Below are 23,034 nucleotides of genomic sequence, written 5' to 3'. Positions count from 1 at the left end.
AAATGACCCCCCGCAGGAAGCCCAGCAGCCCGATCAGGCCGCGCGGCCGGTGAAGAAGTCCCAGATGACCTGCGGCGCGTCGACGTCGTGCGTCGAAGGTCCCACCAGCCGCCGGTAGCGGTGCTCAGCGGTAGGGACAACGTGCCCGCCGCCGACGATCGTGTACTGAACGACAGGCGGCTTCCCGGTCGAGGCATAGGTCGTCGCGATGACCTCGGTATCGCCGGATCGGGGCTGGTGCGGCAGCGTGCGCCGGTCGGTGGCGGAGGCGAGCCCGTTCAGCCGGACGAACGTCTGCGCCGTGTCGTCGGCGGACAGCACCTCCCCGCGCGGAGAGAACCCGAAGATCGTGACCTCACCGCCGGCATACGGAGAGATCGGATCGGCGGTCCCGGCCATCGTGAGCACCGGCAGCGGCGTACCCATTGGGGCACAGGCATTGTCGTCACCCCCGGGCAGATTGGCGGCGATCGCGGCGATGGCGGCGAGCCGCTCGGGCATCTCCGCGGCGAGCCGGAACACCATCTGGCCCCCGTTCGAGTACCCCGCCGCATAGATCCTGCGATCGTCGATGCCGTAGCGCGCGTGCAGGCTGCCGGCCAGCGCCTGGACGAATCCGACGTCATCGACGTTCTCGCGGCGCGCGGGCGTGCTCGCCATCCGGCGGCAGTCGTTCCAGCCGTTCTGATAACCGTCCGGATAGGCGACGGCGAACCGGTGCCGGTCGGCGAGAGCGTCGAATTCGTAGCCCGTGTTCCGGCGAATGGTGTCCCCGTCCTCGAACGATCCGTGGAAGACCATCAGCAGCGGCGCGCCCGGCTCAAGACCGGCCGGCGCATAGGCGGTATAGGTGCGTTCCCGGCCGCCCACGGTCATCGTCGCGTGGACGCTGTCGCCGGACAGTGCCGGCATCGCAGGCGTCGGCGTCCACAGTAGATATCCGTACAGGCCGGCGACCACGACCGCGAGCGTCACCAGGACCGAGGCGGTCTTCATGCGGTGACGACCCGGGCAACCAGCGTGGCGGCGGCCAGGACGCCCAGCCCCGCGGCCGGCGTCCACCGCGCGGCCCGGTCGCCGACGCGGAGGTGGGAAAACGCAGCACCCAGCATCAGCACGACGAGTCCGGCGGCGGCCGCGATGCCGAGCGCGGCCCAGGCCAGCCCGATCAGCAGTCCGGCGGCGCCGGCCGACTCGACGACGCCGAGTGCGCGGTAGCCGCCGACCGGCACCCCGAGGTGGACGGCTTCGCCGGCGACATCGCTGCCGCCGGCGACCTTGCGGGCTCCACTGAACATGAACGCCGCCGCCACAAGGCAGCTCAGCACCACCGTTACGACGAACACGATTCCTCCAACGCGATGAGAGATCAAAGAAAGGCGTCCAGGAGTACGCCCGGAGCCTTGTGGCGATGCGCGGAGCGTGGTCACGGGCGGGTGTACCGGCGCAACGCCGGATCGTGGCCGCGCAGCCGGGCCAGCAGCACGCCGACCCGGGCCAGGGCCTTCTGCGGCGGCGCCGGTGCGCCCGCGACGTAGCTGCCGGACAGCGCGAACACCAGCGCCGTCTCCAGCCAGTTGCGCGGGATCCCTCTGGCGTCCGTGCGTCCGTCGGCCGCGAGCCCGAAACCGGCCCGGATGCCCATCTCGTAGGCGGTCCCGGGGCGCGCGACGAAACGGAACACGGCGGTCTGGTCGCCGTCGTTGAAGTACCGGTGCCGGACGTTGCGCTCCACGTGCACGGACTCGCCCGGCCGCAGACGGAGGCCGCGGCGGTCGCCCAGGTCCATGAAGAGCACGCCCTCGACCGCGGTGAACGTCTCCTCGAAGCCGGTGTGGAAGTGCCGTGGCGGTCCGGGGTCGCCGGCCGGAATGCTGACCTGCGCCTCGACGTACTCGCCGCCGGTCTCGTCGCTGGCCGTCAGGAAGGTGACGGTGACGCCCATGACCGGGTTCGACACGGTCCGGGGCAGGCCGGATGGGGTGTGCAACGTGTCCACGACACAACCCTTGATCTTTTCCTTGAGAAAGTCAAGTATTCGATTGAGGTCCTCAAGTTATGCTCGGCACCATGTCCGATGAGTTGGCGGCCTCGCTGCTGAGCCAGATGATGTCCATCTCGGGCCAGATCTCCGGCCGGATGCGGGAGGGCCTGGACCGCCTGGGCCTCACCGAGCCGACCGCCAACCTGCTGTGGCTGCTGCGCCCCGACGTCGATCCGCTGCCGCTGCGGAAGCTCGCCGCGCTGCTGCACTGCGACCCGTCCAACATCACGCTGCTCAGCGCCCAGCTCGAACAGCGCGGTCTCGCCGAACGACGCCCGCACCCCCGGGACGGCCGGGTGCGCACGCTCGTGCTGACCCCGGCCGGCCAGGACGTCCGCCAGCGCCTCATCGACGCCGTGGCCAGGCACTCCCCGCTGGCCGGCCTGACCCTCGACGAGCAGCATCAGCTGGACCGCCTGCTCACCAAGGCGATCGACGCACTCTGAAGACATGGATCCGTGGTTTGCGATGCCCGCGCTCGTCAGCGACCGCCTCCGGCTGGAGCCGCTGACGCCGGATCACGCGGCCGGCTACCTCGAGGCGACCGGCATGCCGGCCGTCGGCGAAGGCCACGATCCACAATCTCGCGAGGGTACGACCGTGAGCGCGCATCCGCGAGGCGAATGACGGCCAGAGCCGGGCAGATGCGGTCACGCTGGCGCCGGGCCGGGCGCACTTGCATGATGGTGGCATGACCGAGGAACAGCGTGACCGATGGGTGACCGTGCTCGACTACCTGATCGGCGCGCTGCCCGCGCATCGCCACGTGATCCTGGTGGACGGCGTCGCCGGCCGGTCCGAGATGGTGGCGGCCCGGATCACCGACCGGCTCCGCGCGCGGGCACGACCGCCGCTGGTCGTGACGGACCGCGCGGAGGTGCCCGCCGGGGCCGACGCGTTCACGGTGTGGGTGCGCAGCGCGGGCGCGCACGGCGCGGACCACGCGGACGCCGTGATCGACCTGCACGACACGGCCTGGCCGGTGCTGCGGCACCTCGACGCCACGCTGCTGGCGCACGACTCCTGGTACCGCACCGAGTCCCGCGCGTTCTTCGCGGCGCGCGCAGCCACCTGGGACACCCGGTTCGGCGACGACCTGCCCGCCTACGCGTCCGCCGTGGCCGAGGCCGGGCTCACACCGGGCGGCGTCGCGGTCGACGTCGGCTGCGGCACCGGCCGGGCGCTGCCCGCGCTCCGCGACGCGCTCGGCCCCGACGGCACGGTCATCGGCGTCGACCACACCCCGCAGATGCTGGCCGCCGCGGACGCGCACGCCCGATCCGGCGACGCGGCGCTGCTGGTCGGCGACGTGCTGGCACTGCCGTTCGCGGACGCCACGGTCGACGCGGTCTTCGCCGCCGGCCTCCTCCAGCACCTGCCCGACCCCGAGGCCGGCCTGACCGAGCTGGCCCGGATCACCCGCGACCGCGGCCGGCTGATCGTCTTCCACCCGTCCGGCCGTGCCGCGCTCGCGGCCCGCCACGGCCGCGCGCTGCGCCCGGACGAACTGCTCGCCGAACCGGTCCTCCGCGAGGCCGCCACGCGTACCGGCTGGTCCCTGACCCGCTACGACGACCACCCGGACCGCTTCTACGCGCTCGCGGTCCGCACGAGATAGCCGTCCGGCCGGATCGTCCCGTGCCCCGGGACGCGCACCTCGAGGCCGGCGCGCAGCTCGCCTGCGCGCGACGATCTGATCAGCGGAAGCGAGCCGGCCCTCGGCACGGGTGGCGGAAGAGGTGGCGGAGGTGGCCGACCACAGGCGGGTGCGGGGCGCCGTGATGGTCGCGACCGAGGTGCAACCTGCCGGGTGCGAGGAGAGATGACGGATTGACGCTTGCGTCTCAAGCGGCTTGAGATCGCATAGTGGGGGACATGAACGACCTGTACGCGATCGGGGACGTCGCGCGCCGGACCGGGCTGAGCGTCAGCGCGATCCGCTACTACGCGGATACCGGCGTCGTCGTGCCGTCCGCCGGCTCGCCGTCCGGCCACCGCCTCTACGACGTCTCCGCGATCGCCCGGCTGGAGCTGGTCCGCACGCTGCGTGAGCTCGACGCGGGGCTGGACGAGATCCGCCGCGTGCTGGCCGGTGAGGCGACGTTGCGTGAGCTGGCCGTCACCCACCTGGCGCTGCTCACCCGGCAGGAGGCCCGGCTGCGCAGCCGCCGCGCGGTGCTCTCCGCGATCCTGCGGCAGGACTCCACGGCGGAGCAGGTCACGCTGATGCACAGGCTGGCCGGCATGACCGACGAGGAGCGTGACCGGCTGATCGACGACTTCTGGACCGAGGTCTGCACCGGCTGGGAGCCGCCCGCGCGGATGGTCGAGTGGTGGCGTGCGGCCCGGCCCGTGCTGCCGGACCATCCCACCGCGGCCCAGCTGGAGGCGTGGATCGCGCTGGCCGAGCTGGTCCGTGACCCGGAGGCCCGCGCGGCCGTGCGGGAGGAGCTGCACGAGGTGTGCACCACCGGCGCCGGGCCGCTGATGACCTCGACGCCGATGCTGGACAACCTGGAGGCGGCGATGCCGGTCGGCGAGGCGGCGGTGCAGGCGGCGAAGGAGGGGGTCCCGCCGGACTCGCCGCACGCCCGGGAGATCGCCGACCGCTGGATCGCGTGGCTGACCGGCATCTTCGCGACACCGGACAGCCCTCCGATGCCGGACACCCCCGAGTTCCGCATCCAGACCGCCGACCACATGCTGCTCGGCGAGGAGTGGGACCGCACGCCACCGGACCCGCAGGGGCCGTCCGACCGCTACCTGGCGCTGGTCACCGCCGTCAACGGCACCGAGCCGGAGCGCTTCCCGTATGTCTGGCTGTCCGAGGCGCTGCGCGCGTCGGTGAGGGCTTGAACAGATTCCGGGCTCCCGTACCAGGTGGCGTGAGCGGGCAGTGCACGCACCGGTCGTACCGTGTTCAGGCAGTTCTCATATTCTTGTCGCCATGGAACAGGTTGAGGCGGGCTTTGCCGAGCTGGGTCTGCGGGCGGAACTGCTCGCGGCGTTGACCAATCTCGGGTACGAGGAGCCGACGCCGATCCAGCGTGAGGCCATTCCGCCGCTGGTCGAGGGCAATGACCTGGTGGGTCAGGCCGCGACCGGCACCGGCAAGACGGCCGCGTTCGCGCTGCCCCTGCTGCAGACCCTGACCGCGCGCCGCCGCGAGCCCGAGCCGGTCGCGCTGGTGCTGGTGCCGACGCGCGAGCTGGCCGAGCAGGTGTCGCAGGCCGTCCACCGGTACGGCCGTGACCTGGGCGTTCGCGTGCTGCCCGTGTACGGCGGTCAGCCGATCGGGCGACAGCTGCAGGCGCTCGGCCGTGGCGTGGACGTCGTGGTCGGCACGCCCGGCCGGGTCCTGGACCACATCGACCGCGGCACGCTCCAGCTCGGCGACGTGCGCACCGTGGTGCTCGACGAGGCCGACGAGATGCTGGACATGGGCTTCGCCGACGACATCGAGGCGATCCTGGCCGAGACGCCGGAGACGCGGCAGACCGTGCTGTTCTCCGCCACGATGCCGCCCCGGATCGACAGCATCGCCCGTCGTCACCTGCGCGAGCCGGTCCGGATCACGATGGGCCGCGAGCCCGTCGCCCCGGGTGATCTTCCGCTGGTGCGGCAGAGCGCCTACATCGTGGCCAGGCCGTACCGGGCCGCCGCGCTGGGCCGGATCCTGGACGTGGAGGCGCCGTCCGCCGCGATCGTGTTCTGCCGTACGCGCGAGGAGGTCGACCAGGTCACCGAGACGCTGAACGGCCGCGGTTACCGCGCGGAGGCGCTGCACGGCGGCATGAGCCAGGACCAGCGCGACCGGACCATGGGACGGCTGCGGGCCGGCACCACGGAGCTGCTGGTCGCGACGGACGTGGCAGCCCGCGGCCTGGACGTGGAGCAGCTCACCCACGTGATCAACTTCAACGTGCCGGTGGCGCCGGAGGCGTACGTGCACCGCATCGGCCGGGTCGGCCGGGCCGGGCGCGAGGGCTGCGCGATCACGCTCGCGGAGCCGCGTGAGCAGCGGATGCTCAAGGCGATCGAGCGGCTCACCGGGCAGCGGATCACGCTGGAGAAGCTGCCGACCGTGACGGACCTGCGGGCCCGGCGGCTGGAGCTGACCCGCGCGTCGCTGCTGGCCAGCCTGGAGGCGGACGATCTGGAGCGGTACCGGGTCGTGCTCGACTCGCTGACCGGCGAGTTCGACGTGGAGAACATCGCGCTGGCCGCCGTGAAGCTGCTGCACGAGGCGGCCGGCGGGGACGACGACGAGGAAGAGATCCCGACGCCGGCCCCGCCACGCGAGCGCTCGCCGCGCAACAGCCGGGACCGGGACCGCCCGCCGGTGCGCTCGTCCCGGGGATCGTCGTCCGACGAGGGCGTGGCCCGGCTGTTCTTCGGCATCGGGCGGCGCGTGGGGCTGCGGCCTCAGGACCTGGTCGGCGCGATCGCGGGCGAGTCGGGCCTGAGCGCGCGGGAGATCGGCGCGATCCAGATCACCGACCGGTTCTCGCTGGTCGAGGTCCCGGAGTCGGCCGCGGACATGGTCATCGAGGCCATGCAGCGCAGCTTCATCCGGGGCCGTCGCCCGTCGGTGCGGCGGGAGCGCTTCTCGCGCTGATCTACAGGACTTCGCCGGAGGCCACGGCGTAGACGGCCACGGACAGGAACACGACGCCGATGCCGAACGTGAGCAGGAGCGAGAAGGCCTTGTTGTGCGTGGTGTCGATGTCGACCAGGCCGGGGCGGCCCGGCACGTACCGCAGCGGCACCTCGGATCCGACCGGGTGCCGCTCCCGGCCGCCGGACAGGCTGGACCGGAACTTCTGCTCGACGCCGTTCTCGTCCCGGTAGGCGATGAGCGGGCGGTACGTCGCGCCGTCCGAGTCCCGCTCCACGTCCACCCGGTAGACATGGCCGGTGACCTGCACGCCGTCCCTGGCGAGCGTGCGCTGCCTGCGCACCTCGCGCACGCCGGCGCTGATGCCGAGCACGCCGGCGAACAGTGCGAGAACGGTCAGGATCGCTTCCATGTCAGTGCACCTCTATGCGGGAGACGAAGTCGATGATCGCGGCGATCCCGAGGACCGCCGTGATGCCGAGGAGGACGACGCCGATGATCAGCGGCGTCCGGTAGGCGGCCTGCTGGGTGAGCGCGTTGTCCGCGTCGGCCGACTCGGGCCGGCCCGGCACGAAGAGCACCGGGACCTCCGTGCCGACCGGCGGGTTCGTGCTGTCCGCGGCCGTCTTCATCCGGAACTGGTGCTCGACGCCGAAGGTGTCGCGGTACGTCACCACCGGCACGAACGTCGTCCGGCCCTGATGGGTGTTCTCGTCGTGGCCGGTGACCCACCCGGTGGTGCGGGTGCCGTCGCGGCGCAGTGCGCGCAGGTGCCTGCGGTGCCGGTCGGCCGCACCGACGAAGCCGATGCCGATCAGCGCCAGGACCGGGAAACAGCACAATAACGTGTCCATCGCCCTAGATAGATACCAGACGGCGCAAAGTCCTACCCACCCCTATGCAGAACTAGGCATAGCTATATAGAGTTCTGCCATGGCTCTGCGAATGACGACGCCACGACTGCTGACCGTGCAGGCGTTCCTCGAGGACCCGGCCCGGGAGTGGTACGGGCTGGAGCTCGCCCAGCAGGCGGGCCTGGAACCCGGCACCATCTACCCGATCCTGGTCGCGTTCGAGAACGCCGGCTGGCTGTCCAGCCGCGAGGACGACATCGACCCGCACGTCGAGGGTCGCCCCCGCCGCCGCTACTACCTGCTCACCGCCGAGGGCTCCGCCGCCGCACAGCAGTGGGTCACGGCCGCGGAGCGCAGACGCCGAGGCCGCACCGTCCCGGGGAAGCTCGCATGGTGACCGGCGCGCGGGCCGGCCTGTCCACGGCCGACCGGTGGTGGATCCGGCTCCTGGGCGCGCTGCTGCCGCCCGGCTTCCGCGACCGGCAGCGCGGCGAGTGGGCCGCCGACCTGCAGTCCCTGGCACACGACCGGGCCGCCCGCACCGGTTACCTGCTGGGTGCCGCCCGGAGCCTGCCCGCGCTGCGTGCGGCCGCGCGCGGTCACGACAGTGTCGTGCTCGCCATGTCCGAGCGGCCGAGCGCGCTGACCGCCTGGCGGGTCCTCACGATCATGCTGACCTGGTCCGTGGTCGGCTGGCTGTGCGTGGCCTACCAGTTCGAGGCGAGCGGGCACGGCGAGGTGGTGAACACCGAGCTCAGCGGCCTGGAGCTGTGGCTGTCGATACCTGTCGGCCTGTTCAGCCTGGGCGGGATGGGCGCGGTCTTCGGGCCCGCCCTGGGATTCGTCACCGCCCTGGTCACGGTGGTGCACGCGGTCGCCGAACGGCATCGCGACTCCGGCCACCGGGTCGGCGTCGCCGCGACGGCGCTCGGCATCCTCCTCCTCGTGTGCGCGCAACCCACGCTGAACCAGCTGATCTTCTCGGCGGACGGTGACACGCTCGCGGTACTGGCCCTGGCCACGCTCCCGTTCATGACCCGCCGGACCGGACTGTCCGTCGGCCGCCGCGTCGTCCTGGGCGTGCTGGCCCTGGCCGCCGTGGCCGTCGTGATCAGCTATCAGACCCCGTGGGGCCACGACCTGGGCGTGTGGCTGCGCGACTGATCACCGCAGGTGCACGGGCAGCCGCAGCACGGCCGCGTTGCGGAAGGGCAGGCCGTCCAGCGGCTCGGCCGGCCGCATCGCGGGGAACCGGCGCAGCAGCGCCGGGATCGCGACCGCCATCTCGAGCCGGGCCAGCGGCGCGCCCAGGCAGTGGTGCAGCCCGTGCCCGAACGCCAGGTGCCGGGTCGGCGCCCGCGTGACGTCGAACTGGTCCGGGTCCGGCGTCAGCGCGGGGTCCCGGTTCGCCGCCGGCAGCATGACCCGGACGATGTCACCGGCCCGGATCAGGTTGCCGCCGAGGTCGATGTCGCGCGTGGCCCGCCGCGGCACGCCCCCGGTCTCCACGGTCAGGAACCGGAGGATCTCCTCCACCGCAGAGGCGGTCACGTCCGGTTCCTCACGAACAAGATCAGCCTGCCGCGGGTACGTCATCAGCAGCACCAGACCGGAGCCGAGCGCACTGGCCGTGGTGACGTGCCCGGCGGTGAGCAGCAGGTTCCCGATCCCGGCGATCTCCTCGTCGGTCAGGCCGGCCTTCTCGTCGCGGACCAGCGCGCCGATCACGCCCGGCCCCGGAGCCCGGCGTTGCCCCGCGATCAGCTCCATCATGTACCCGCTCATCTCGGCCATGCCGGCCTCGCGCCGCCGCGGGTCCGAGGTCGCGATCAGCTCGACGGACAGCTGCTGGAACGCGTCACGGTCCGCGTAGGGCACGCCGAGCAGCTCGCAGATGACCATCGTGGGCAGCGGCGTGGCGAACTGCGCGACGAGGTCCACCGGCTGCGCGGCCGCCTCCAGCCGGTCCAGCAGCCCGTCGACGCTGCGTGCGACGTACGGCCGCATCCGTGCGATGCGCCGCGCGGTGAACGCCGAGGCCAGCACCTTCCGCAGCCGGGTGTGCTCCGGCGGGTCCGAGAAGATGAAGAACCCGGGCTGCGCGTCCCCGATCATGGCGGGCGAGGTGCTGGTGTCCGGATGGGCCAGGAGTTCGCGCACGTGATCGTGCCGGGTGAGCAGCCACATCGGGGCGAGCGTGCCCCCGGGCAGCCAGCCGTCGACCTGGACGATCCGGTCCGCGGCCCGCATCGCCGCGAAGCTCGGGTGCGGATCTCGGCCGACATCGCCGACCTCGTCCGCGGACAGCTGATCCACGCCCGGAAGGCCGCGTCCGGCTACCTCGGCGAGGAGGGCGACGACCGCATCGACGCCCTCCTCGCGCTGCTCGCGGGCTACACGCTCTACCGCGCCGTGGACGCGCCGCTGGACAACGCCGCCATCCAGCGCGCGATCCGCGCGATCATCGGCGGTTAGGGCACGACGGCCCGGCATCCCGCGTCGAGATCGGCGCTAACCGACCAGTTCACAGATCAGCGCCGTGGTCGCAGCCGCCGAGACCTCGGCGAAGCGGGCCGCGCCCTCCGCCGTGGCGGTCACGCTCGGCTGTGCCGTGGTGTCCGAGACCACGGTCCGCCGGCCGTTCTCCGTGGCCAGCGCGATGGTGTGGTGCCCGCGGGTGTCGCCGCCGTGGCCCCACACCGTCCCGCACGGTGAGTCGATGCGGATCAGCCCCAGGCCGTAACCGCCCGTGATGCCCGAACCGGCCGGCAGCGCGACCGCGGTCTTCATCTCCGCCAGCGCCGCGCGCGACAGCAGCCGCCCGCCCAGCACCGCCGACAGGACCCGGGCCAGCTCCTCCGGCGTGGAGATGATCGCGCCGCCCGCACCGGCCCAGCCGCCGATCGGCCGGTCGGAGACGTCCACATAGGCCGGCTCCGGCGTGCCGAACGAAACGGAGTAGCCGTGCGCGTACCCCCTGGTGGTGTTGATCGCTCTGGGGTCGGGGTAGTAGGTCCGGCTCAGTCCGAGCGGCCCGGCGATGCGCGCCCGCACCAGCTCCGGCATGGTCTCGCCGGTGACCGCGCGCAGAAGCGCCCCGAGCACCACGAAGTTCGTGTTCGAATAGTTCCACCCCTGCCCCGGCGCGAAGTCCGGCGCGTGCGAGAACGCCAGCTCCAGCAGCTCACGCTCGGTCGCGACATGCTGCGGATCCTGCTCCATCCGCACGTAATATCCCGGGTCCGCGATGTAGTTGAACAGCCCGCTCGTGTGATTGAGCAGCATCCGCACCGTGATGTCCGCACCGCCCGGCACGACCCCCGGCAGATAGCGTTCCACCGGCGCGTCCAGCACGACCGATCCACGATCGACCTGCTGCAGCACCAGCACCGACGTGAAGATCTTGGTGGCGCTCCCGATCTCGAACTGCTCCCGCCCGGTCATCGGCCGCCCGCTCAGCCGGTCCGCTACCCCGGCCGCGGTGACCTCCGTCCGCCGCCCGTCATCCACCCGCGCGACGAACCCCGGCACCCCGATCGACAACCATTCCCGCGCGGTCTCCTCCAGAGCATCGTGATGTCGTGGTGCCGCCGTCGCCGCCGTGCCCCCGCCTCCCGGCACGGCAGCGACAACCAGAGCAAGAGCAGAGGCGACGAGGGTACGTGTGAGCATGGCATCCCATTCCCCAGGACCGATATGTACGGTCTTGGTCGGCGGAGGCACCCCGCTGGTTCCGGCCAACACGCAGACCCGAACGAACCCACGTTCCGCTCGAACCTGGCGGCCCTGACCCAGCCCACCCAACGCAACCAATAACACGAAATTTCGGGCGCGCAGCGCCCGGTCGATCCGCGGCCGCAGCCTGGAGGGTCGCCCCGATCTTCGAAGGGCCGGCCGCCCGGCGGCCGGCCCTTGTGCGGTCTTTCCTGGCCGCTGCCACCGATGCCGGTCATCTCAAAGAACCTGCGTGGGTACGGAGGTCAGCTTACCGTCACGGTCGCGTTGAGCTTGTTGAAGCCGGTCGTGGCCTCCCAGGTGCCCGCGTTCGCGGTCCGCACCGAGTATTCGGCGCGGTTCGCCAGCAGCGGGTCCGGCAGGTTGAGCAGCAGTTCGTAGCTGCCGGCCGCGATCGAGGACGGGACGGTCAGCGTCTGGGTGACCGTGGTGCTGGTGCCGGCGGCCCAGGTGCGCGGGTTCGCGCTCAGCGGCAGCCGGGTGACCGTGCCGGTGGTCGTGGACCGCAGGACCAGTTCGGCGCCGCGCGGGTTGATCGGCGCGGACCAGCCGTCGTTGCGGACCGTGATGCTGACCGGCAGCGTGCCGCCGCGGCTGGCCTGGGCCGGGAACGCGCCGCTGACCAGCGAGAACCGGTAGCCGAGCTGGCGTTTGATGTCGGCCAGGCAGCCCTCGGTGCCGAAGCCGGCGATGACGGTGGGGTGGTAGTCGGTGTTCAGGTACGTCCAGTGGAACCGGGACATCTCCGCGGTCGCGGTCGCGCACTGCGAGCGTGGCGGGTTCGGCGCGCAGGTCTCACCGCCCATCGCCACGGTACGCGTCTCCGCCTCCAGGTAGGGGTAGTCGACGGCGATGTCCGTATACGTCCCGAAGTCCGTGTCGCTGGCCAGGAAGCAGTCGTTGTGGTGCCCGGTCCGCGACTGGCCGGACGGGTACATGGTGCGCTTGAACGCGGGCGTGCGCAGCTGCACCATCCGCGTCTCCGGCAGCACCGACAGGATCTTGTCGTGCACGGCCTTGCGGTTCGCCCAGTCCGCGGCCGTGACCACGCCGTTGTTGCCGAAGTTCTGCGTGTAGTAGCCCTCGCCCCACGCGCCGACGAACCCGGACTGCATGACCTCGATGACGTCCGCGTTCGCCTGGAGGTACGGCCGGAGCTGGTCCAGGTGCGCGAGGACCCGGTCCTTGGTGGCGTCCGCGCCGTCCTCGAGGTCGGTGTAGGCGAAGCGCAGCACCATCTTCAGGCCGGCCGCGCGTACCGTGGTGAACTGCTGCTGCAGGTGGGTGAGCGCGGCCGTGCTGATCGGCGTGGTCTTGAAGTCGCGCAGGTAGAACACGCACATCATCAGCGAGACCTGCTCGTTGGTGCGCCAGGCGCGCAGCGTCGCCTCGTCGTAGGTGGCGGAGTCGCATTCGCCGGAGTGGTGGTAGAAGCCGCGCTCCGGGTTCGCGAAGACCTCGTCGGAGCCGGCGTAGGAGATCGTGCCGGCCGGGGGCGGCGTCGATCCGTACACCTGGGTGATCTTCGCGGAGGTCTGGACCGGCGATTCGACCTGGAAGACGAGGTCCGCGTCGCCGGGCGTGGCGGTCTCGCCGATGGCGGCGCGCGGCACGGTCCAGGTGGCGACGCCGTTCGCGTGCGCGTGGGTGACCGTGCCGATCTGGGTCCAGGCCCACCCGCCGCCGGCGTGCCGGAACAGCGTGCCGTTCTCCAGCAGGTAGTCGGCACCGGCGCCGGCCTGCGCGAACCCGGTGGCAGCGGACCGGTCGGTGTCGATGTAGACGCGCGCGAACTGCGGCTCGCCGGTGTAGGCGAACCGGTAGGTCACGTCGGTGTCCGTGCTGGTCGCGGCCGGTTCGGAGATCGCGGCGGACGCGTTCGTGGCGAACGCGACGCCGAGGCCGCCGAGCAGCGTCAGCGCGACCGCGCCGCTCAATCGGCGCACACCGCGCCGGGTGGTGATCAACATCGGGCTACTCCCATCACGCCGGGCAAATACGGCGAAGACGATCGATGAGCGCCCGAAGCGTACCCAATCGTGTTCAGGCCTGTCTGTCGCCGCCGCCCAGGAGTGCGTGGATCGCGGCGGTGTAGCCGGGGACGGTGAGGTCGCCGATCAGCAGGCGCTGGAGGATGAAGCCCTGGACCAGGGAGAGCATGGCGGCGCCGATCATGTCGGGGTCGGCGTCGGCGGGCAGGTGGCCGGCGGCCTGCCAGCGGCGGGCGACCTCCTTGCAGTGCCCGCGCAGCCGCCCGTAGACCGTGCCGACGCGCTGGAGCACGTCCGGGCTGCGTAGCGCCTCGGACCAGACCTGCACGGCGATGCGGGTGGTGTCCACGCCGAGGAAGACGCCGTTCTCCATCCGGCTGGTGACGCCCTCGACCAGTGCGGTGAGTGCCTCGGCCGGTGACGGGGCGGCGCCGTTGTCCAGCAGGCCGCCGAAGATCTCGTCCGCGTTGGTCATGGCGATTTCGGAAACCGCCGCGATGATCTCCTCCTTGCTGCGGAAGTATCGATAGACCGCGCCCGCGGACAGGCCGGACTCGGCGATCACGTCGGCCATCGAGGTGGAGTGGAATCCCTGCTCGGCGAAGCGCCGGGCGGCGGCGGTGACGATCTCGGCGCGACGGGTGGCGCGGTACTCCTCGGTTACGCGGGGCATGCCGAGACTTTAAAAGCGAACGTTCATTCTTGACAAGCGAGAGGCCGGTTCCTACCTTGAAAGCGAACATTCGTTCTCTTAACCGGGGATCATCATGACTTCTGAGCTCTCGCCCTGGACCAGGGTGGCCGCCGCGGTGGCGCTGCTGACGCTGATCATCAGCGTCCTGCTCACCGCGTTCGCCTGGCCGGCCGCGAATTCCTCCGTCCACGACGTGCCGATCGGGCTCGCCGGCCCTGCCGCCGCCACCGACCAGGTCGCGGCCGCGCTGGAGCAGCGCCAGCCCGGCGCGTTCGAGATCCACCGATTCGCGGACACCGCCGCGGCCGAGACCGCGATCCGCGAGCGCGAGGTCTACGGCGCGATCGACCTCAGCACCGGCGCGCCGCAGGTCATCGTGGCGTCCGCGGCCAGCCCGATCATCGCGCAGACGCTCCAGGGCGTGGCCACCGCGCTCGGCCAGGCCGCCGCGCCCGCGCCCGCCGTGCCGGTCCGTGACCTGGTCGCGCTGCCCGCGGAGGACCCGCGCGGCACCGGCCTCACCGCCGCGTCGCTGCCGCTGGTCATGGGCGGCATGCTCGCCGCGATCCTGCTCACCAACATGCTGCGCGGCGCGTCCCGGCGGCTGACCGGTGCGGTGCTCTTCGCGATCACCGGCGGCCTCGCGCTCACCGCGATCCTGCAGTTCTGGTTCGGCTCGCTGTCCGGCGACTACCTGGTCAACGCGGGCGCGGTGGCGCTGTCCATCGGCGCGACCTCGATGGTCATCCTCGGGCTGGAATCGCTGATCGGCTACCTCGGCTTCGCGATCGGCGGCGTCACCATGATGCTGATCGGCAACCCGCTCGCCGGCACCGGCAGCGCGCCCCAGATGCTGCCCGGCTGGTCCGGCGAGCTCGGCCAGCTGCTCCCGCCCGGCGCGGCCGCGAGCCTGCTGCGCTCCACCGCGTTCTTCGACGGCCACGGCGCCACCCACGCGATCGTCGTGCTGGTGGTCTGGCTGGCCGCGGGCGGTGTGCTGTTCGCCCTCGGTTCCTGGCGCTCGGCCCGCCGGTCCGGCGTGGTCACGGCACCCGAAGCGGTCCCGGTGCCCGCCTGAGGGCGGGACCTCACAATCGTCAATGCGTCGCTACACTGTGGTTCCCCCCAAGTGCGTCCTTGTCCGCACCCCCCAACCGCAGGATTCGAGGACGCGCCGGCCGCGCTCCCTCCGCCGCGAAACGGTGGAGGGAGCGCGGTTGTCCTCTCAGCAGGACGGCGCGGTGAACGGGTGGATCTGGTAGGAGTAGCTGTAGCTCAGGTTGGTGCGCCCGGGGCTGACCGTGTCCACAAAGGTCCAGGTGCCCGGGTTCGCGGCCGGCGTCCGGAAGAGGTCGGCGCAGTACCCGGTGCCGATGTAGAACGCCGACACGTGGTCCCAGCCCCACTGGTCCACGGTGTTCCTGTTCGCCGGCAGGATCCCGTCGTACCCTCCGGTGTGGTTGTCGTGCCAGACCCCGACGCCGACCGCGGAATAGCGGCCGTTGTTGAGCAGGTAGTTGTTCTGCACCGCGGCCTGCGCCGGGCCGGGCGACACGAGCGCGGCGGTGACGGCCACGACGAGCGCGACGAGGACGGCCGGTACGCGGTGGCGGATTGACCTGTGAGACACGGTGACGCCTCCCTTGAGGGGTGAACAGCTGACCCGCCAAGCGCAACATTTCGGGCAGGTGTCCGGAAACCGCTCGTACTGTTCGGAACGATGCCGAACACCGGCCGCCGGATGACACCCGCCGACGGTCCGGATGGACGAACGGCCGGTGGCCTGCGGTTTTGCGCCGTGCAAAGGTCACGCCCATGTCTGCTGAACAACCGATGGACGACGCCCTGACCGCCTACTCCGAGGGCCGCGCCGCCGGACTCTCCGGTGTCCGCGACGAGACCCGCACCGGAGACCCGGACTACCGGACAGGCCTGCACGACGGCCAGGTGGCCGTCTTCGAGAGCCAGCTGCTGGCCGCGGTCCGCAAGGCCCTGGGCGACGCCTGAGATCGTAAACGCATGCACAGTACGCTCACGGAACACGCCCGGTGCCGCTTCGGCGACGAGTATCAGCCCGATGCCCCGCGCTGCGCCGAGGACCACGACGATCGATCCTTCGTCGAGGAGCTGACGTTCGCGGACGCGGACGCGATCGTGGCCATGCTGCACGAGCTGAGCCCGCACCTGGTCGACGGCCTGCTGCCGGTCTGGATCCGCAACCTCGCCTACCGCCTGGCCCTTCTCCAGCGCCCGGACGACCCGCAGCTGCTGCGCGAGGCCGCCCAGAGCCTGTGGCTGTACGGCCCGGAGTGGGACGGCATCGCCGCCGGCCTCGAGGCGCGCGCCGCCGCGCTGGACGCGGGTTGAGCGGTTCCTTCAGTCCGGCCGCCGTCACCGCACGCGCGCGGAGGTAGTCCGCCCCGACAGCTGACCCCGAGCTGCGAGGCCGCCGGCCAGAGCCGTCGCCGGACCGGTCGTCCACGGTGCCAGGCACACTTGGCCCGTGGAACGTGACGAGTTCGGCGCCGCGGTGCGCCAGTTGCGGGAGAGTACGGACCCGGCCGCGCTCGGGCTGCCCGGCGGCCGCCGCCGCGTGCAGGGGCTGCGGCGGGAGGAGCTCGGCGACCTCGCCGGAATGTCCGCCGACTACGTGCGCCGGCTGGAGCAGGGACGCAGCCACCCGTCGGCCGGCGTGGTCAACGCGATCGCCCGCGCGCTGCGCGTCGGCCGGGCGGACTACGAGCGGCTCGCCGCGCTGGCCGGGTACGCCGCCGCGGACGGGCAGGTGCCGACCGACGTCGGTCCGGGCGCGATGCGGCTGCTGGAACGGTTCACCGACACGCCGATGTTCGTCTCCGACGCCGCGATGAACCTGGTGGCCGTGAACAGCGCGTTCCTGGCCCTCGGGCACTGGCACCTCAACGGTGACCCGTGGGAGTGGAACATCGCCTGGCGTACCTTCTGCGATCCGTTCGACGGTTTCAAGCAGTCCGCGGCCGACGCGACCGATCATCAGGCGGTCCTCGTCGCCCGCCTGCGCGGTGCGGTGCTGCGCTATCCCGCGGACGCGTCACTGGCCGCGCTGGTGGACGAGATGCGCAGCCGGAGCCGCCTGTTCGACACGCTGTGGCGCGAGCCGCGGCCGGTCGCGGCCTACGAGAGCAGCGCCGCGTTCATCCACCCGGAGGCCGGCGCCGTCACGCTCGTCGGCAGCCTGCTCGCCATCCCCGGCGACGACCTTGCCGCGCTGATGCTCACCGCGGCGCCCGGCTCGGCCGACGCGGCACGCCTCGCCGAGATCCTCGACGACGCCGGCGAGCCGACGATCATCAAGGTGGGCCAGTCCGGCCCAGGATAACCGCGCACGATCCTGCGAAATTCAGTGACGTCGCCGAGACACGGCGGCGCTCACGGAAGCAGGTCGGGCCGGGTTCATGCAGGGCCCGATCCCGGTCGTGCTGCCGCACACGCCCGGCCTCGACGTCGCCGGCACGGTCGACGCGCTCGGCGACGGCGTGGACGAGATCGCGGTCGGCGACCAGGTCGTCGGCTTCCTGCCGATGACCGGCGCCGGCGCGTCCGCGGAGTACGTGATCGCGCCGGCCGAGATCCTCACCGGCGCGCCCCGGAACCTCCCGCTCGCCGACGCGGCCGCGTTCCCGCTGGTGGGCCTGACCGCGTGGCAGGCGCTGTTCGACCACGGCAAGCTGACCGCCGGGCAGCGAGTGCTGATCAACGGCGCCGGCGGCGCGGTCGGCGGATACGCGGTGCAGCTGGCCAAGGAGGCCGGCGCCCACGTGATCGCCACCGCCGGCCCGCGCAGCACCGCACGGGCCGAGGCCGCGGGCGCGGACGAGGTCCTCGACTACGGCAGCGCCATCGACGTGACCACACCGGTCGACCTCGTCGTCAACCTCGCGCCGGTCACCCCGGAACAGCTGGCCGCGCTGGTCACGCTGATCCGCGACGGCGGCACGCTCGTCAACACCACGGTCTGGATGCCCGCCCCCTCCGACGAGGCGCGCGGCGTGCGGGGCATCAACCTGTTCGTCCGCAGCGACGCAGACCAGCTCGCCGACCTGGCCGCCCGCATCGGCACCGGCGAGCTGCGCGTCGAGATCGCCCAGCGGGTCGCGCTGGCCGACCTGCCCGCACTCCACGCCCAGGCCGCCGCCGGCGAGCTGCCGGGCAAGACCGTCGTCGTCCTTTCCTAGGAGAAACCGTCATGTCACTGTCCTTGGATCCCGAGATCGCCGCGGCGCTGGCCCCGATGGCCGGCGTCACACCACCCGCGGTCGGCGACATCGAGGGCCGTCGTGCCTTCTGGGAACCGGTCATCGGCGCCGCGAGCAACGCCCAGGCGTTTCCCGCCGACGTCACCATGACCGACCACACCGTCACCGCCGCCGACGGCACACAGATCACCGTCCGCTGGTACGTCAAGGACGGCGCGACACCGGGCCCGGCCGTGCTCTTCTTCCACGGCGGCGGATACATCTTCGGCCACATCGACCTGTTCGACGGGCCGGTCGCCCGTTATGTGTCGGCCTCCGGCGTACCCATGCTGTCCGTGGAGTATCGACGCGCGCCCGAATTCCCGTTCCCGGTACCGCTTGAGGACGCCTATGCCGCACTGCGCTGGCTGCACGACCGCGCCCCCGAACTGGGCGTCGACCGGGAGCGGATCGGCGTGATGGGCGACAGCGCCGGCGGCGGCCTGGCAGCCGCGCTGACCATCCTGACCCGCGAGCGCGGCGGCCCGAGGATCGCCCGCCAGCTGCTGATCATGCCGATGCTCGACGACCGGCCGGTCACACCCGACCCCCACATCGAGGGGTACGCGCTGTGGTCCTACGACGACAGCCGCACCGCCTGGCCCGCACTGCTCGGCGAGGCGGCCGGCGGGCCCGACGTCCCGCCCACGGCCGCTCCCGCCCGGCTCGACGACGCCACCGGGCTACCGCCGGCCTACATCGAGGTGGGGCAGATCGACGTCTTCCGCGACGAGGATCTCGCCTACGCCACCACGCTCAGCCGCGGCGGCGTCCCGGTCGAATTCCACCTCCACCCGGGTGCCCCGCACGAGTTCGACTCGATCGCCTTCACCTCCGACGTGGCCCGCCGCGCCCTCGCCGACCGCATCCGCGTCCTTACATCCCTGTAGCACCGCCGCTTTCCGGGCGTGCGAGCGTTCACCCCGCGCTCGCACGCCGGAGCACCGCAGCGGAGCCCGACGAGAGGACCGCCCGCGGGATTCTGCACCGCGACCGCCGTTCGTGAGGCGATTCAGGACACCGACCGCAGGCGTCGCACCTTCGCCGGCCCGTCGAGGTGGCCGGCGGCGATCCGCCGGGTGAGCTCCGCCAGCCGTTCCCGGGTGAGGTGGTCGTCGGGCTGGTAGACGACCACCCGGGTGTGCGGATTGTCCTGGAGCCGCATCGTGAGCGGGCGGAGCGCCAGCATGCCGACGTGCAGAGACAGGACGCGCTTGGCCTTCTGCGAGACGGTGGCCACGTCCGCCTGACCCCAGAGACGCGCGAACAGCGGCGAATCGGCCCGGAGCCGCGCCAGCAACGGCTTCCAGGCAGGATCGGTCACCGACTCGCCCTGGTACGCACGGAGTCTGGCCACGAGCGCGGCGCACTCCCGCTCGTGGTCGGCATCCCCGGCGATCCAGTCCGGGTGGGTGAAATGCAGGTACGCACAGTTACGATCCGTCTCCGGTATCGACTCGATGTCGTCGACCATGAACCGGAACTGCGCGTTGTAGGCCACCGGCGCGAACCAGGGTGTCATCGCGACCGCCGGAGACGGCGCGAGCTGGTCCAGCAGCGCCTGCACCTGACCGTCGACCCGCTCGGAGGCAGGCGCCTGCTCGGCGCCGGGATGCCCGCCGAGCAGTAACAGATGACGGCGCTCGTCCCTGGACAGCCGCAGGGCGGCGGCGATGCCGAGCAGGACCTCGCGGCTCGGCTGCACATCGCGTCCCTGCTCCAGCCACGTGTACCAGGTGCACCCGACGTTCGCCAGCACCGCCACCTCCTCCCGGCGCAGTCCTTTGACCCGTCGCCGGCCGCCACCGCCGGGCAGGCCCACGTCCTCCGGCGAAAGGCGGTCGCGGCGCGCGCGCAGGTAGACGCCGAGTTCGCGCGTGCGCACGTTTGCCATGTCGATCACCCTCTCACGGACCACCGGGTGCAGCCTGGTGGTCCGGCCACCAGCATCGCGCGGCTCTGGGCACGTGCGGGCGAGCCGGGCAGAGTCGACCGCGTGCGAAGCATCCGGCGTGCCGGGGCTCGCCGAAGCCGAACCCGCGAAGGACCCACCTCATGATCAAGATGATTCTCGCGCTCAAGCGTGCCGAGCACCTGACCCACGACGAATTCGTCGACTACCAGAGGGAGAAGCACCGGCCGCTGCTGATGTCGATCCCGGAGACGGAGCGGTACCTTCGCCGGCTCGTCGTGTCCTGCCCGGTGCCGGCGCCCCGGCATCCCGGCCCGGACTTCGACTCGATCGTCGAGGCGTGGTTCGACTCCATGTCCGACCTCGAAGCGCTCTTCCTCAGCGACAACTTCCAGAAGATCGTCGACCCGGACCACGTGAACTTCGTCGACCTCACCTCGGTCCAGCAGATGGTCTGCGAGGAAGATGTCGTGGTCGATCGGGTTCTCGCACCGTCGGCAGTACTCCGCTGACCGCGGACGTTTTTGCGCGGCGCCGGTACGCCGTTGACATAGGACAGTGCGCATCAGCGTGTAGCAACGCCGCGTTTCAGGCGTGCGAGCCGGTTTGCGCTCGCACGCCCGTACCCTGTGGATCATGCGTTGTCGTGGACTGTATGTCGCACTCACGGCGGCGCAGGAAGCCGCGCTGATGGCGACCCGCGACGACGCCGAGCTGCGCGACGTCGTCGGCAGACCCGAGATGGGCGAATGGGCCGGCGAGCCGCTGGACTGCAGCCACCCACCTCGCCGTCATCTTCACCGTCGACCAGTAGACGAGGCACTCGGCTTGCTCGCCCGATCCGAGAAGGCCGCGCCTCGGCCGGCCAGGTGCCGGCGTGCTCGGTCACGGTGCTGGTTTCAGGATGGGCAGGATTGCGGGAAAAGTGGTGAAACCGTCGGTCGTGAGGAAATGTCCGCCGTGGGGGATGACGTGGACCGTCGAGTGCAGGCGGGCGGCGAGGGCGGCGGACGCCTGCGGTGGGACGATCGGGTCGTTGTCGGAATAGATGGCGTGGGTCTGTGCGATCCGCGGGGTCACGTCGATGCCGCCGGCAGCCAGTTCCTCGTGCAGCCAGGGGAACCAGTGGGCGCCGGGGTGTGCGCGGTAGCCGTGCACGATGAAGACCCTCCGCGGGGGAAGGACCGGGCCCGCCGGCGGCGTTGTCGAGATCATGATGCGACCGTATGAGGTGACGTCGGCGTGAAGGTCAAGACATGAGGATCGGGGAACTGGCCGCCCTGACCGGCGTGAGCAGGCGTGCGCTGCGCTACTACGAGGAGCAGGAACTGCTGGTCCCGCTGCGTCTGGACAACGGATATCGCGTCTACGCCGACGACGCGCCCACCGTGGTGAGACACATCGTCGCGCTCCTGCGCATGGGCTTCAATTCCGACATGGCGCGCTCCCTTCTTCCCTGCGCGCTGGGGGATCGCCCCGAGTTCGAGATGTGCGAGCACTCGCGGAGGAGCTTCGAGCAGCGGCGCGACGAACTTGAGGTGCAGTTACGTCACCTGACGCGGCAGCGCGACGCCGTCGCCGGCCACCTCGACCAGCTCGCGATGTGTCAGTCCTCCTCGGGGGCGAGCGGCGGCAGCGGGGTCAGCAGGGGGTCCCGGGCAGCCCGGTAGCGGCGCACGACGAGGCCGGCAATGGCGGCGATGAGCAGCGCGACGGCGACCGCGGTCAGGATCCAGGGCCAGATCGGTGGCGTGTGGCCGCTGACCACGACCACGTCGCCGTCGCCCGGCACGGAGGTGATGTCCTCCAGCGTCAGGACCGTGTCGTCGTGGGTGAGGAGGTCGTTGCCGGAGCGAAAGTCCTGCAGGTCGGCGTAGGTGTCGCCGTTGGCGTCGATCAGGCGGGCCTGGCCGTCCGGCCGCTGTATGACGAAGACCGTGACCAGCGCGAGCGTGCCGTCGTCGTGCTTGACCAGCAGGGAGCGGCCCAGGGGCGCCGTGCCGGTCCCGCTGAACTCGTCCGCGGCCTTGAGCACCGCGCCGCTGAGCTCGCACCGGTTGGCCTCGGCGCGGCTCGGCGAGGCGTCGTCGTCGCACTCGAACGTGCGCAGCAGGGCGCCGGCCAGCTGGTCGGGCGTACCCATCGAGGCGAAGTTCGCCAGCCGGTCCTCACTCGACCCGCCGATGCTGGGAAAGCGGTCGTTGCGCACCTCGGTCGAGGCCGCGTACTCCCCGAACAGCTCACCCGGCGCCACCACCGGCTCTTCCGACCCACATCCCGCGAGTACGACCGCGCCCGCCACCACCAGCACCACGGCCACCGCACAGTTTCGACGCATGCATCGACGTTAATGTCATCGGTCAACGACGGTCGTGACCGGAGCTCTGCGGCACAGGGCGCTTGTGGACGGCGCCGTTACCGTGTGGGGCATGACATCAGACTTCGCTGTCGTGCTGCGTGGTTATGACAGGGGACAGGTGGAACGGCTCATCGGCCAGGCGGATGCGGCCCTTGCCTCGCCGGACGAGGCGGTGCGGGGGTCGGCGCGGGAGGCGTTGCAGAATCCGGCGCTGGCGGTGGTGTTGCGGGGGTATGACCGGGGTCAGGTCGACGATGCGGTCCGGGAGCGGCTGGAAGGGCTGGGATCGGTGGCGGTCCCGGATGCGCCGCTGGGGTCCCTGATGACGTCGTCGTTCGTGGTGGTGCTGCGCGGGTACGACATGACGGAGGTGGATGAGGCGTTCGCGCGGTGCGACGCGGCGGCGCAGTCGGACGACGCGTTCGCGCGGGCTGCGGCGCGGGATGCGTTGCGGGGCGCGGACTTCCGGGTGCGGTTGCGAGGGTACGACCGTGGCCAGGTCGATCATGCGGTGCGGGAAGCGGTGCAGCGGCTGTCGTGACGGGCCGGCACC

30 protein-coding genes are annotated in these 23,034 nt (G+C 71.6%); 17 read left to right on the top strand and 13 right to left on the bottom strand.

Going from position 1 to position 23,034, the window contains the following annotated elements; all coding sequences use genetic code 11:
• Positions 1 to 33 precede the first annotated feature (33 nt).
• From OP04_RS29745 to OP04_RS50280, 3 genes are all read right to left on the bottom strand, one after another.
• Positions 34 to 996, bottom strand: a complete 963-nt coding sequence (locus OP04_RS29745; RefSeq protein WP_033343174.1) for an alpha/beta hydrolase family esterase — start codon at positions 994 to 996, stop codon at positions 34 to 36.
• Positions 993 to 1,346 (bottom strand): DoxX family protein, encoded by a 354-nt coding sequence (locus OP04_RS29740; RefSeq protein WP_033343173.1) that lies wholly within the window; start codon positions 1,344 to 1,346, stop codon positions 993 to 995. Before OP04_RS29740 ends, OP04_RS29745 begins: the two co-directional genes overlap by 4 nt.
• Positions 1,347 to 1,426: 80 nt before the next feature.
• Positions 1,427 to 1,999: a cupin domain-containing protein gene (locus OP04_RS50280; RefSeq protein ID WP_051799325.1), complete on the bottom strand. Its 573-nt coding sequence runs from the start codon at positions 1,997 to 1,999 to the stop codon at positions 1,427 to 1,429.
• A 71-nt stretch (positions 2,000 to 2,070) separates the two neighbouring features.
• On the opposite strand from OP04_RS50280, the gene OP04_RS29730 reads away from it, so the two are divergent.
• From OP04_RS29730 to OP04_RS29715, 5 genes are all read left to right on the top strand, one after another.
• Complete coding sequence (locus OP04_RS29730) at positions 2,071 to 2,490, top strand: MarR family winged helix-turn-helix transcriptional regulator (RefSeq protein ID WP_063746716.1); 420 nt, start codon at positions 2,071 to 2,073, stop codon at positions 2,488 to 2,490.
• Positions 2,491 to 2,494: 4 nt separating this feature from the next.
• On the top strand, positions 2,495 to 2,671 hold the full coding sequence (locus tag OP04_RS53730) for a GNAT family N-acetyltransferase (RefSeq protein ID WP_157240567.1): 177 nt from the start codon (positions 2,495 to 2,497) through the stop codon (positions 2,669 to 2,671).
• A 64-nt stretch (positions 2,672 to 2,735) separates the two neighbouring features.
• Positions 2,736 to 3,662 (top strand): class I SAM-dependent methyltransferase, encoded by a 927-nt coding sequence (locus tag OP04_RS29725; protein WP_085066869.1) that lies wholly within the window; start codon positions 2,736 to 2,738, stop codon positions 3,660 to 3,662.
• Positions 3,663 to 3,919: 257 nt separating this feature from the next.
• Positions 3,920 to 4,900 (top strand): MerR family transcriptional regulator, encoded by a 981-nt coding sequence (locus OP04_RS29720; RefSeq protein ID WP_033343171.1) that lies wholly within the window; start codon positions 3,920 to 3,922, stop codon positions 4,898 to 4,900.
• A gap of 91 nt (positions 4,901 to 4,991) precedes the next feature.
• Positions 4,992 to 6,662, top strand: coding sequence for a DEAD/DEAH box helicase (locus OP04_RS29715; protein WP_033343170.1), 1,671 nt, complete (start codon positions 4,992 to 4,994; stop codon positions 6,660 to 6,662).
• A gap of 1 nt (position 6,663) precedes the next feature.
• Here OP04_RS29715 and OP04_RS29710 read toward each other — a convergent pair whose 3' ends face one another.
• The gene (locus OP04_RS29710; protein ID WP_033343169.1) at positions 6,664 to 7,074 is read right to left on the bottom strand and encodes a DUF3592 domain-containing protein; all 411 of its coding nucleotides are present in this window, start codon (positions 7,072 to 7,074) and stop codon (positions 6,664 to 6,666) included.
• A gap of 1 nt (position 7,075) precedes the next feature.
• The gene (locus tag OP04_RS29705) at positions 7,076 to 7,516 is read right to left on the bottom strand and encodes a DUF3592 domain-containing protein (RefSeq protein ID WP_157240565.1); all 441 of its coding nucleotides are present in this window, start codon (positions 7,514 to 7,516) and stop codon (positions 7,076 to 7,078) included.
• Positions 7,517 to 7,595: 79 nt separating this feature from the next.
• Between OP04_RS29705 and OP04_RS29700 the strand changes: the two genes are divergently transcribed.
• Both OP04_RS29700 and OP04_RS29695 read left to right on the top strand, forming a co-directional pair.
• On the top strand, positions 7,596 to 7,913 hold the full coding sequence (locus tag OP04_RS29700) for a PadR family transcriptional regulator (RefSeq protein ID WP_232323782.1): 318 nt from the start codon (positions 7,596 to 7,598) through the stop codon (positions 7,911 to 7,913).
• The gene (locus tag OP04_RS29695) at positions 7,907 to 8,680 is read left to right on the top strand and encodes a hypothetical protein (protein WP_033343166.1); all 774 of its coding nucleotides are present in this window, start codon (positions 7,907 to 7,909) and stop codon (positions 8,678 to 8,680) included. Before OP04_RS29700 ends, OP04_RS29695 begins: the two co-directional genes overlap by 7 nt.
• On the opposite strand, the gene OP04_RS29690 is transcribed toward OP04_RS29695, so the two are convergent.
• Positions 8,681 to 9,766, bottom strand: coding sequence for a cytochrome P450 (locus OP04_RS29690; RefSeq protein ID WP_198154027.1), 1,086 nt, complete (start codon positions 9,764 to 9,766; stop codon positions 8,681 to 8,683).
• A gap of 15 nt (positions 9,767 to 9,781) precedes the next feature.
• On the opposite strand from OP04_RS29690, the gene OP04_RS54880 reads away from it, so the two are divergent.
• Entirely contained in the window at positions 9,782 to 9,991 is a 210-nt protein-coding gene (locus tag OP04_RS54880) for a hypothetical protein (protein WP_033343165.1), read from the top strand.
• Between the two features lie 36 nt (positions 9,992 to 10,027).
• Here the strand turns inward: OP04_RS54880 and OP04_RS29680 are convergent, their stop codons facing one another.
• The 3 genes from OP04_RS29680 to OP04_RS29670 all read right to left on the bottom strand — a co-directional run bounded on the left by OP04_RS29680 (position 10,028) and on the right by OP04_RS29670 (position 13,915).
• Positions 10,028 to 11,188, bottom strand: a complete 1,161-nt coding sequence (locus tag OP04_RS29680) for a serine hydrolase domain-containing protein (RefSeq protein WP_085066867.1) — start codon at positions 11,186 to 11,188, stop codon at positions 10,028 to 10,030.
• A 308-nt stretch (positions 11,189 to 11,496) separates the two neighbouring features.
• A complete protein-coding gene (locus OP04_RS29675) occupies positions 11,497 to 13,221 on the bottom strand; it encodes a DUF4832 domain-containing protein (RefSeq protein WP_033343164.1) in 1,725 nt (574 codons plus the stop codon).
• Between the two features lie 73 nt (positions 13,222 to 13,294).
• Complete coding sequence (locus OP04_RS29670; RefSeq protein ID WP_033343163.1) at positions 13,295 to 13,915, bottom strand: TetR/AcrR family transcriptional regulator; 621 nt, start codon at positions 13,913 to 13,915, stop codon at positions 13,295 to 13,297.
• Positions 13,916 to 14,009: 94 nt separating this feature from the next.
• On the opposite strand from OP04_RS29670, the gene OP04_RS29665 reads away from it, so the two are divergent.
• Entirely contained in the window at positions 14,010 to 15,014 is a 1,005-nt protein-coding gene (locus OP04_RS29665; protein ID WP_033343162.1) for a hypothetical protein, read from the top strand.
• A 147-nt stretch (positions 15,015 to 15,161) separates the two neighbouring features.
• Here OP04_RS29665 and OP04_RS29660 read toward each other — a convergent pair whose 3' ends face one another.
• The gene (locus tag OP04_RS29660) at positions 15,162 to 15,566 is read right to left on the bottom strand and encodes a hypothetical protein (protein WP_157240563.1); all 405 of its coding nucleotides are present in this window, start codon (positions 15,564 to 15,566) and stop codon (positions 15,162 to 15,164) included.
• Between the two features lie 185 nt (positions 15,567 to 15,751).
• Here OP04_RS29660 and OP04_RS53725 point away from each other — a divergent pair, with 185 nt between their 5' ends.
• The 5 genes from OP04_RS53725 (at position 15,752) to OP04_RS29640 (ending at position 19,100) form a co-directional block, all read left to right on the top strand.
• Entirely contained in the window at positions 15,752 to 15,943 is a 192-nt protein-coding gene (locus OP04_RS53725) for a hypothetical protein (RefSeq protein ID WP_157240561.1), read from the top strand.
• 12 nt (positions 15,944 to 15,955) lie between these two features.
• Positions 15,956 to 16,303, top strand: a complete 348-nt coding sequence (locus OP04_RS29655) for a hypothetical protein (protein ID WP_033343160.1) — start codon at positions 15,956 to 15,958, stop codon at positions 16,301 to 16,303.
• 136 nt (positions 16,304 to 16,439) lie between these two features.
• The gene (locus OP04_RS29650; RefSeq protein WP_033343159.1) at positions 16,440 to 17,294 is read left to right on the top strand and encodes a helix-turn-helix domain-containing protein; all 855 of its coding nucleotides are present in this window, start codon (positions 16,440 to 16,442) and stop codon (positions 17,292 to 17,294) included.
• A gap of 76 nt (positions 17,295 to 17,370) precedes the next feature.
• Positions 17,371 to 18,150, top strand: coding sequence for an NADP-dependent oxidoreductase (locus OP04_RS29645; protein WP_085066866.1), 780 nt, complete (start codon positions 17,371 to 17,373; stop codon positions 18,148 to 18,150).
• Between the two features lie 11 nt (positions 18,151 to 18,161).
• The gene (locus tag OP04_RS29640) at positions 18,162 to 19,100 is read left to right on the top strand and encodes an alpha/beta hydrolase (protein WP_033343158.1); all 939 of its coding nucleotides are present in this window, start codon (positions 18,162 to 18,164) and stop codon (positions 19,098 to 19,100) included.
• A 122-nt stretch (positions 19,101 to 19,222) separates the two neighbouring features.
• Here the strand turns inward: OP04_RS29640 and OP04_RS52130 are convergent, their stop codons facing one another.
• Positions 19,223 to 20,104 (bottom strand): helix-turn-helix transcriptional regulator, encoded by an 882-nt coding sequence (locus tag OP04_RS52130; RefSeq protein WP_157240559.1) that lies wholly within the window; start codon positions 20,102 to 20,104, stop codon positions 19,223 to 19,225.
• Positions 20,105 to 20,265: 161 nt separating this feature from the next.
• Between OP04_RS52130 and OP04_RS29630 the strand changes: the two genes are divergently transcribed.
• Complete coding sequence (locus OP04_RS29630; RefSeq protein ID WP_033343157.1) at positions 20,266 to 20,634, top strand: EthD domain-containing protein; 369 nt, start codon at positions 20,266 to 20,268, stop codon at positions 20,632 to 20,634.
• Positions 20,635 to 21,007: 373 nt separating this feature from the next.
• On the opposite strand, the gene OP04_RS29625 is transcribed toward OP04_RS29630, so the two are convergent.
• Entirely contained in the window at positions 21,008 to 21,280 is a 273-nt protein-coding gene (locus OP04_RS29625; RefSeq protein ID WP_051799322.1) for an alpha/beta fold hydrolase, read from the bottom strand.
• A gap of 98 nt (positions 21,281 to 21,378) precedes the next feature.
• Between OP04_RS29625 and OP04_RS29620 the strand changes: the two genes are divergently transcribed.
• The gene (locus tag OP04_RS29620; RefSeq protein WP_063746708.1) at positions 21,379 to 21,792 is read left to right on the top strand and encodes a MerR family transcriptional regulator; all 414 of its coding nucleotides are present in this window, start codon (positions 21,379 to 21,381) and stop codon (positions 21,790 to 21,792) included.
• Here OP04_RS29620 and OP04_RS29615 read toward each other — a convergent pair.
• The gene (locus OP04_RS29615; RefSeq protein ID WP_157240557.1) at positions 21,729 to 22,460 is read right to left on the bottom strand and encodes a hypothetical protein; all 732 of its coding nucleotides are present in this window, start codon (positions 22,458 to 22,460) and stop codon (positions 21,729 to 21,731) included. The two genes, OP04_RS29620 and OP04_RS29615, sit on opposite strands and share 64 nt — an antisense overlap.
• 91 nt (positions 22,461 to 22,551) lie before the next feature.
• Between OP04_RS29615 and OP04_RS29610 the strand changes: the two genes are divergently transcribed.
• Positions 22,552 to 23,022, top strand: a complete 471-nt coding sequence (locus tag OP04_RS29610) for a hypothetical protein (protein WP_157240555.1) — start codon at positions 22,552 to 22,554, stop codon at positions 23,020 to 23,022.
• Positions 23,023 to 23,034: the final 12 nt, after the last annotated feature.

Origin of the sequence: Catenuloplanes japonicus (assembly GCF_000717135.1) — a bacterium.
Classification (GTDB): Bacteria; Actinomycetota; Actinomycetes; order Mycobacteriales; family Micromonosporaceae; genus Catenuloplanes; species Catenuloplanes japonicus.
This window is presented reverse-complemented; position numbering and strand designations above follow the sequence as displayed.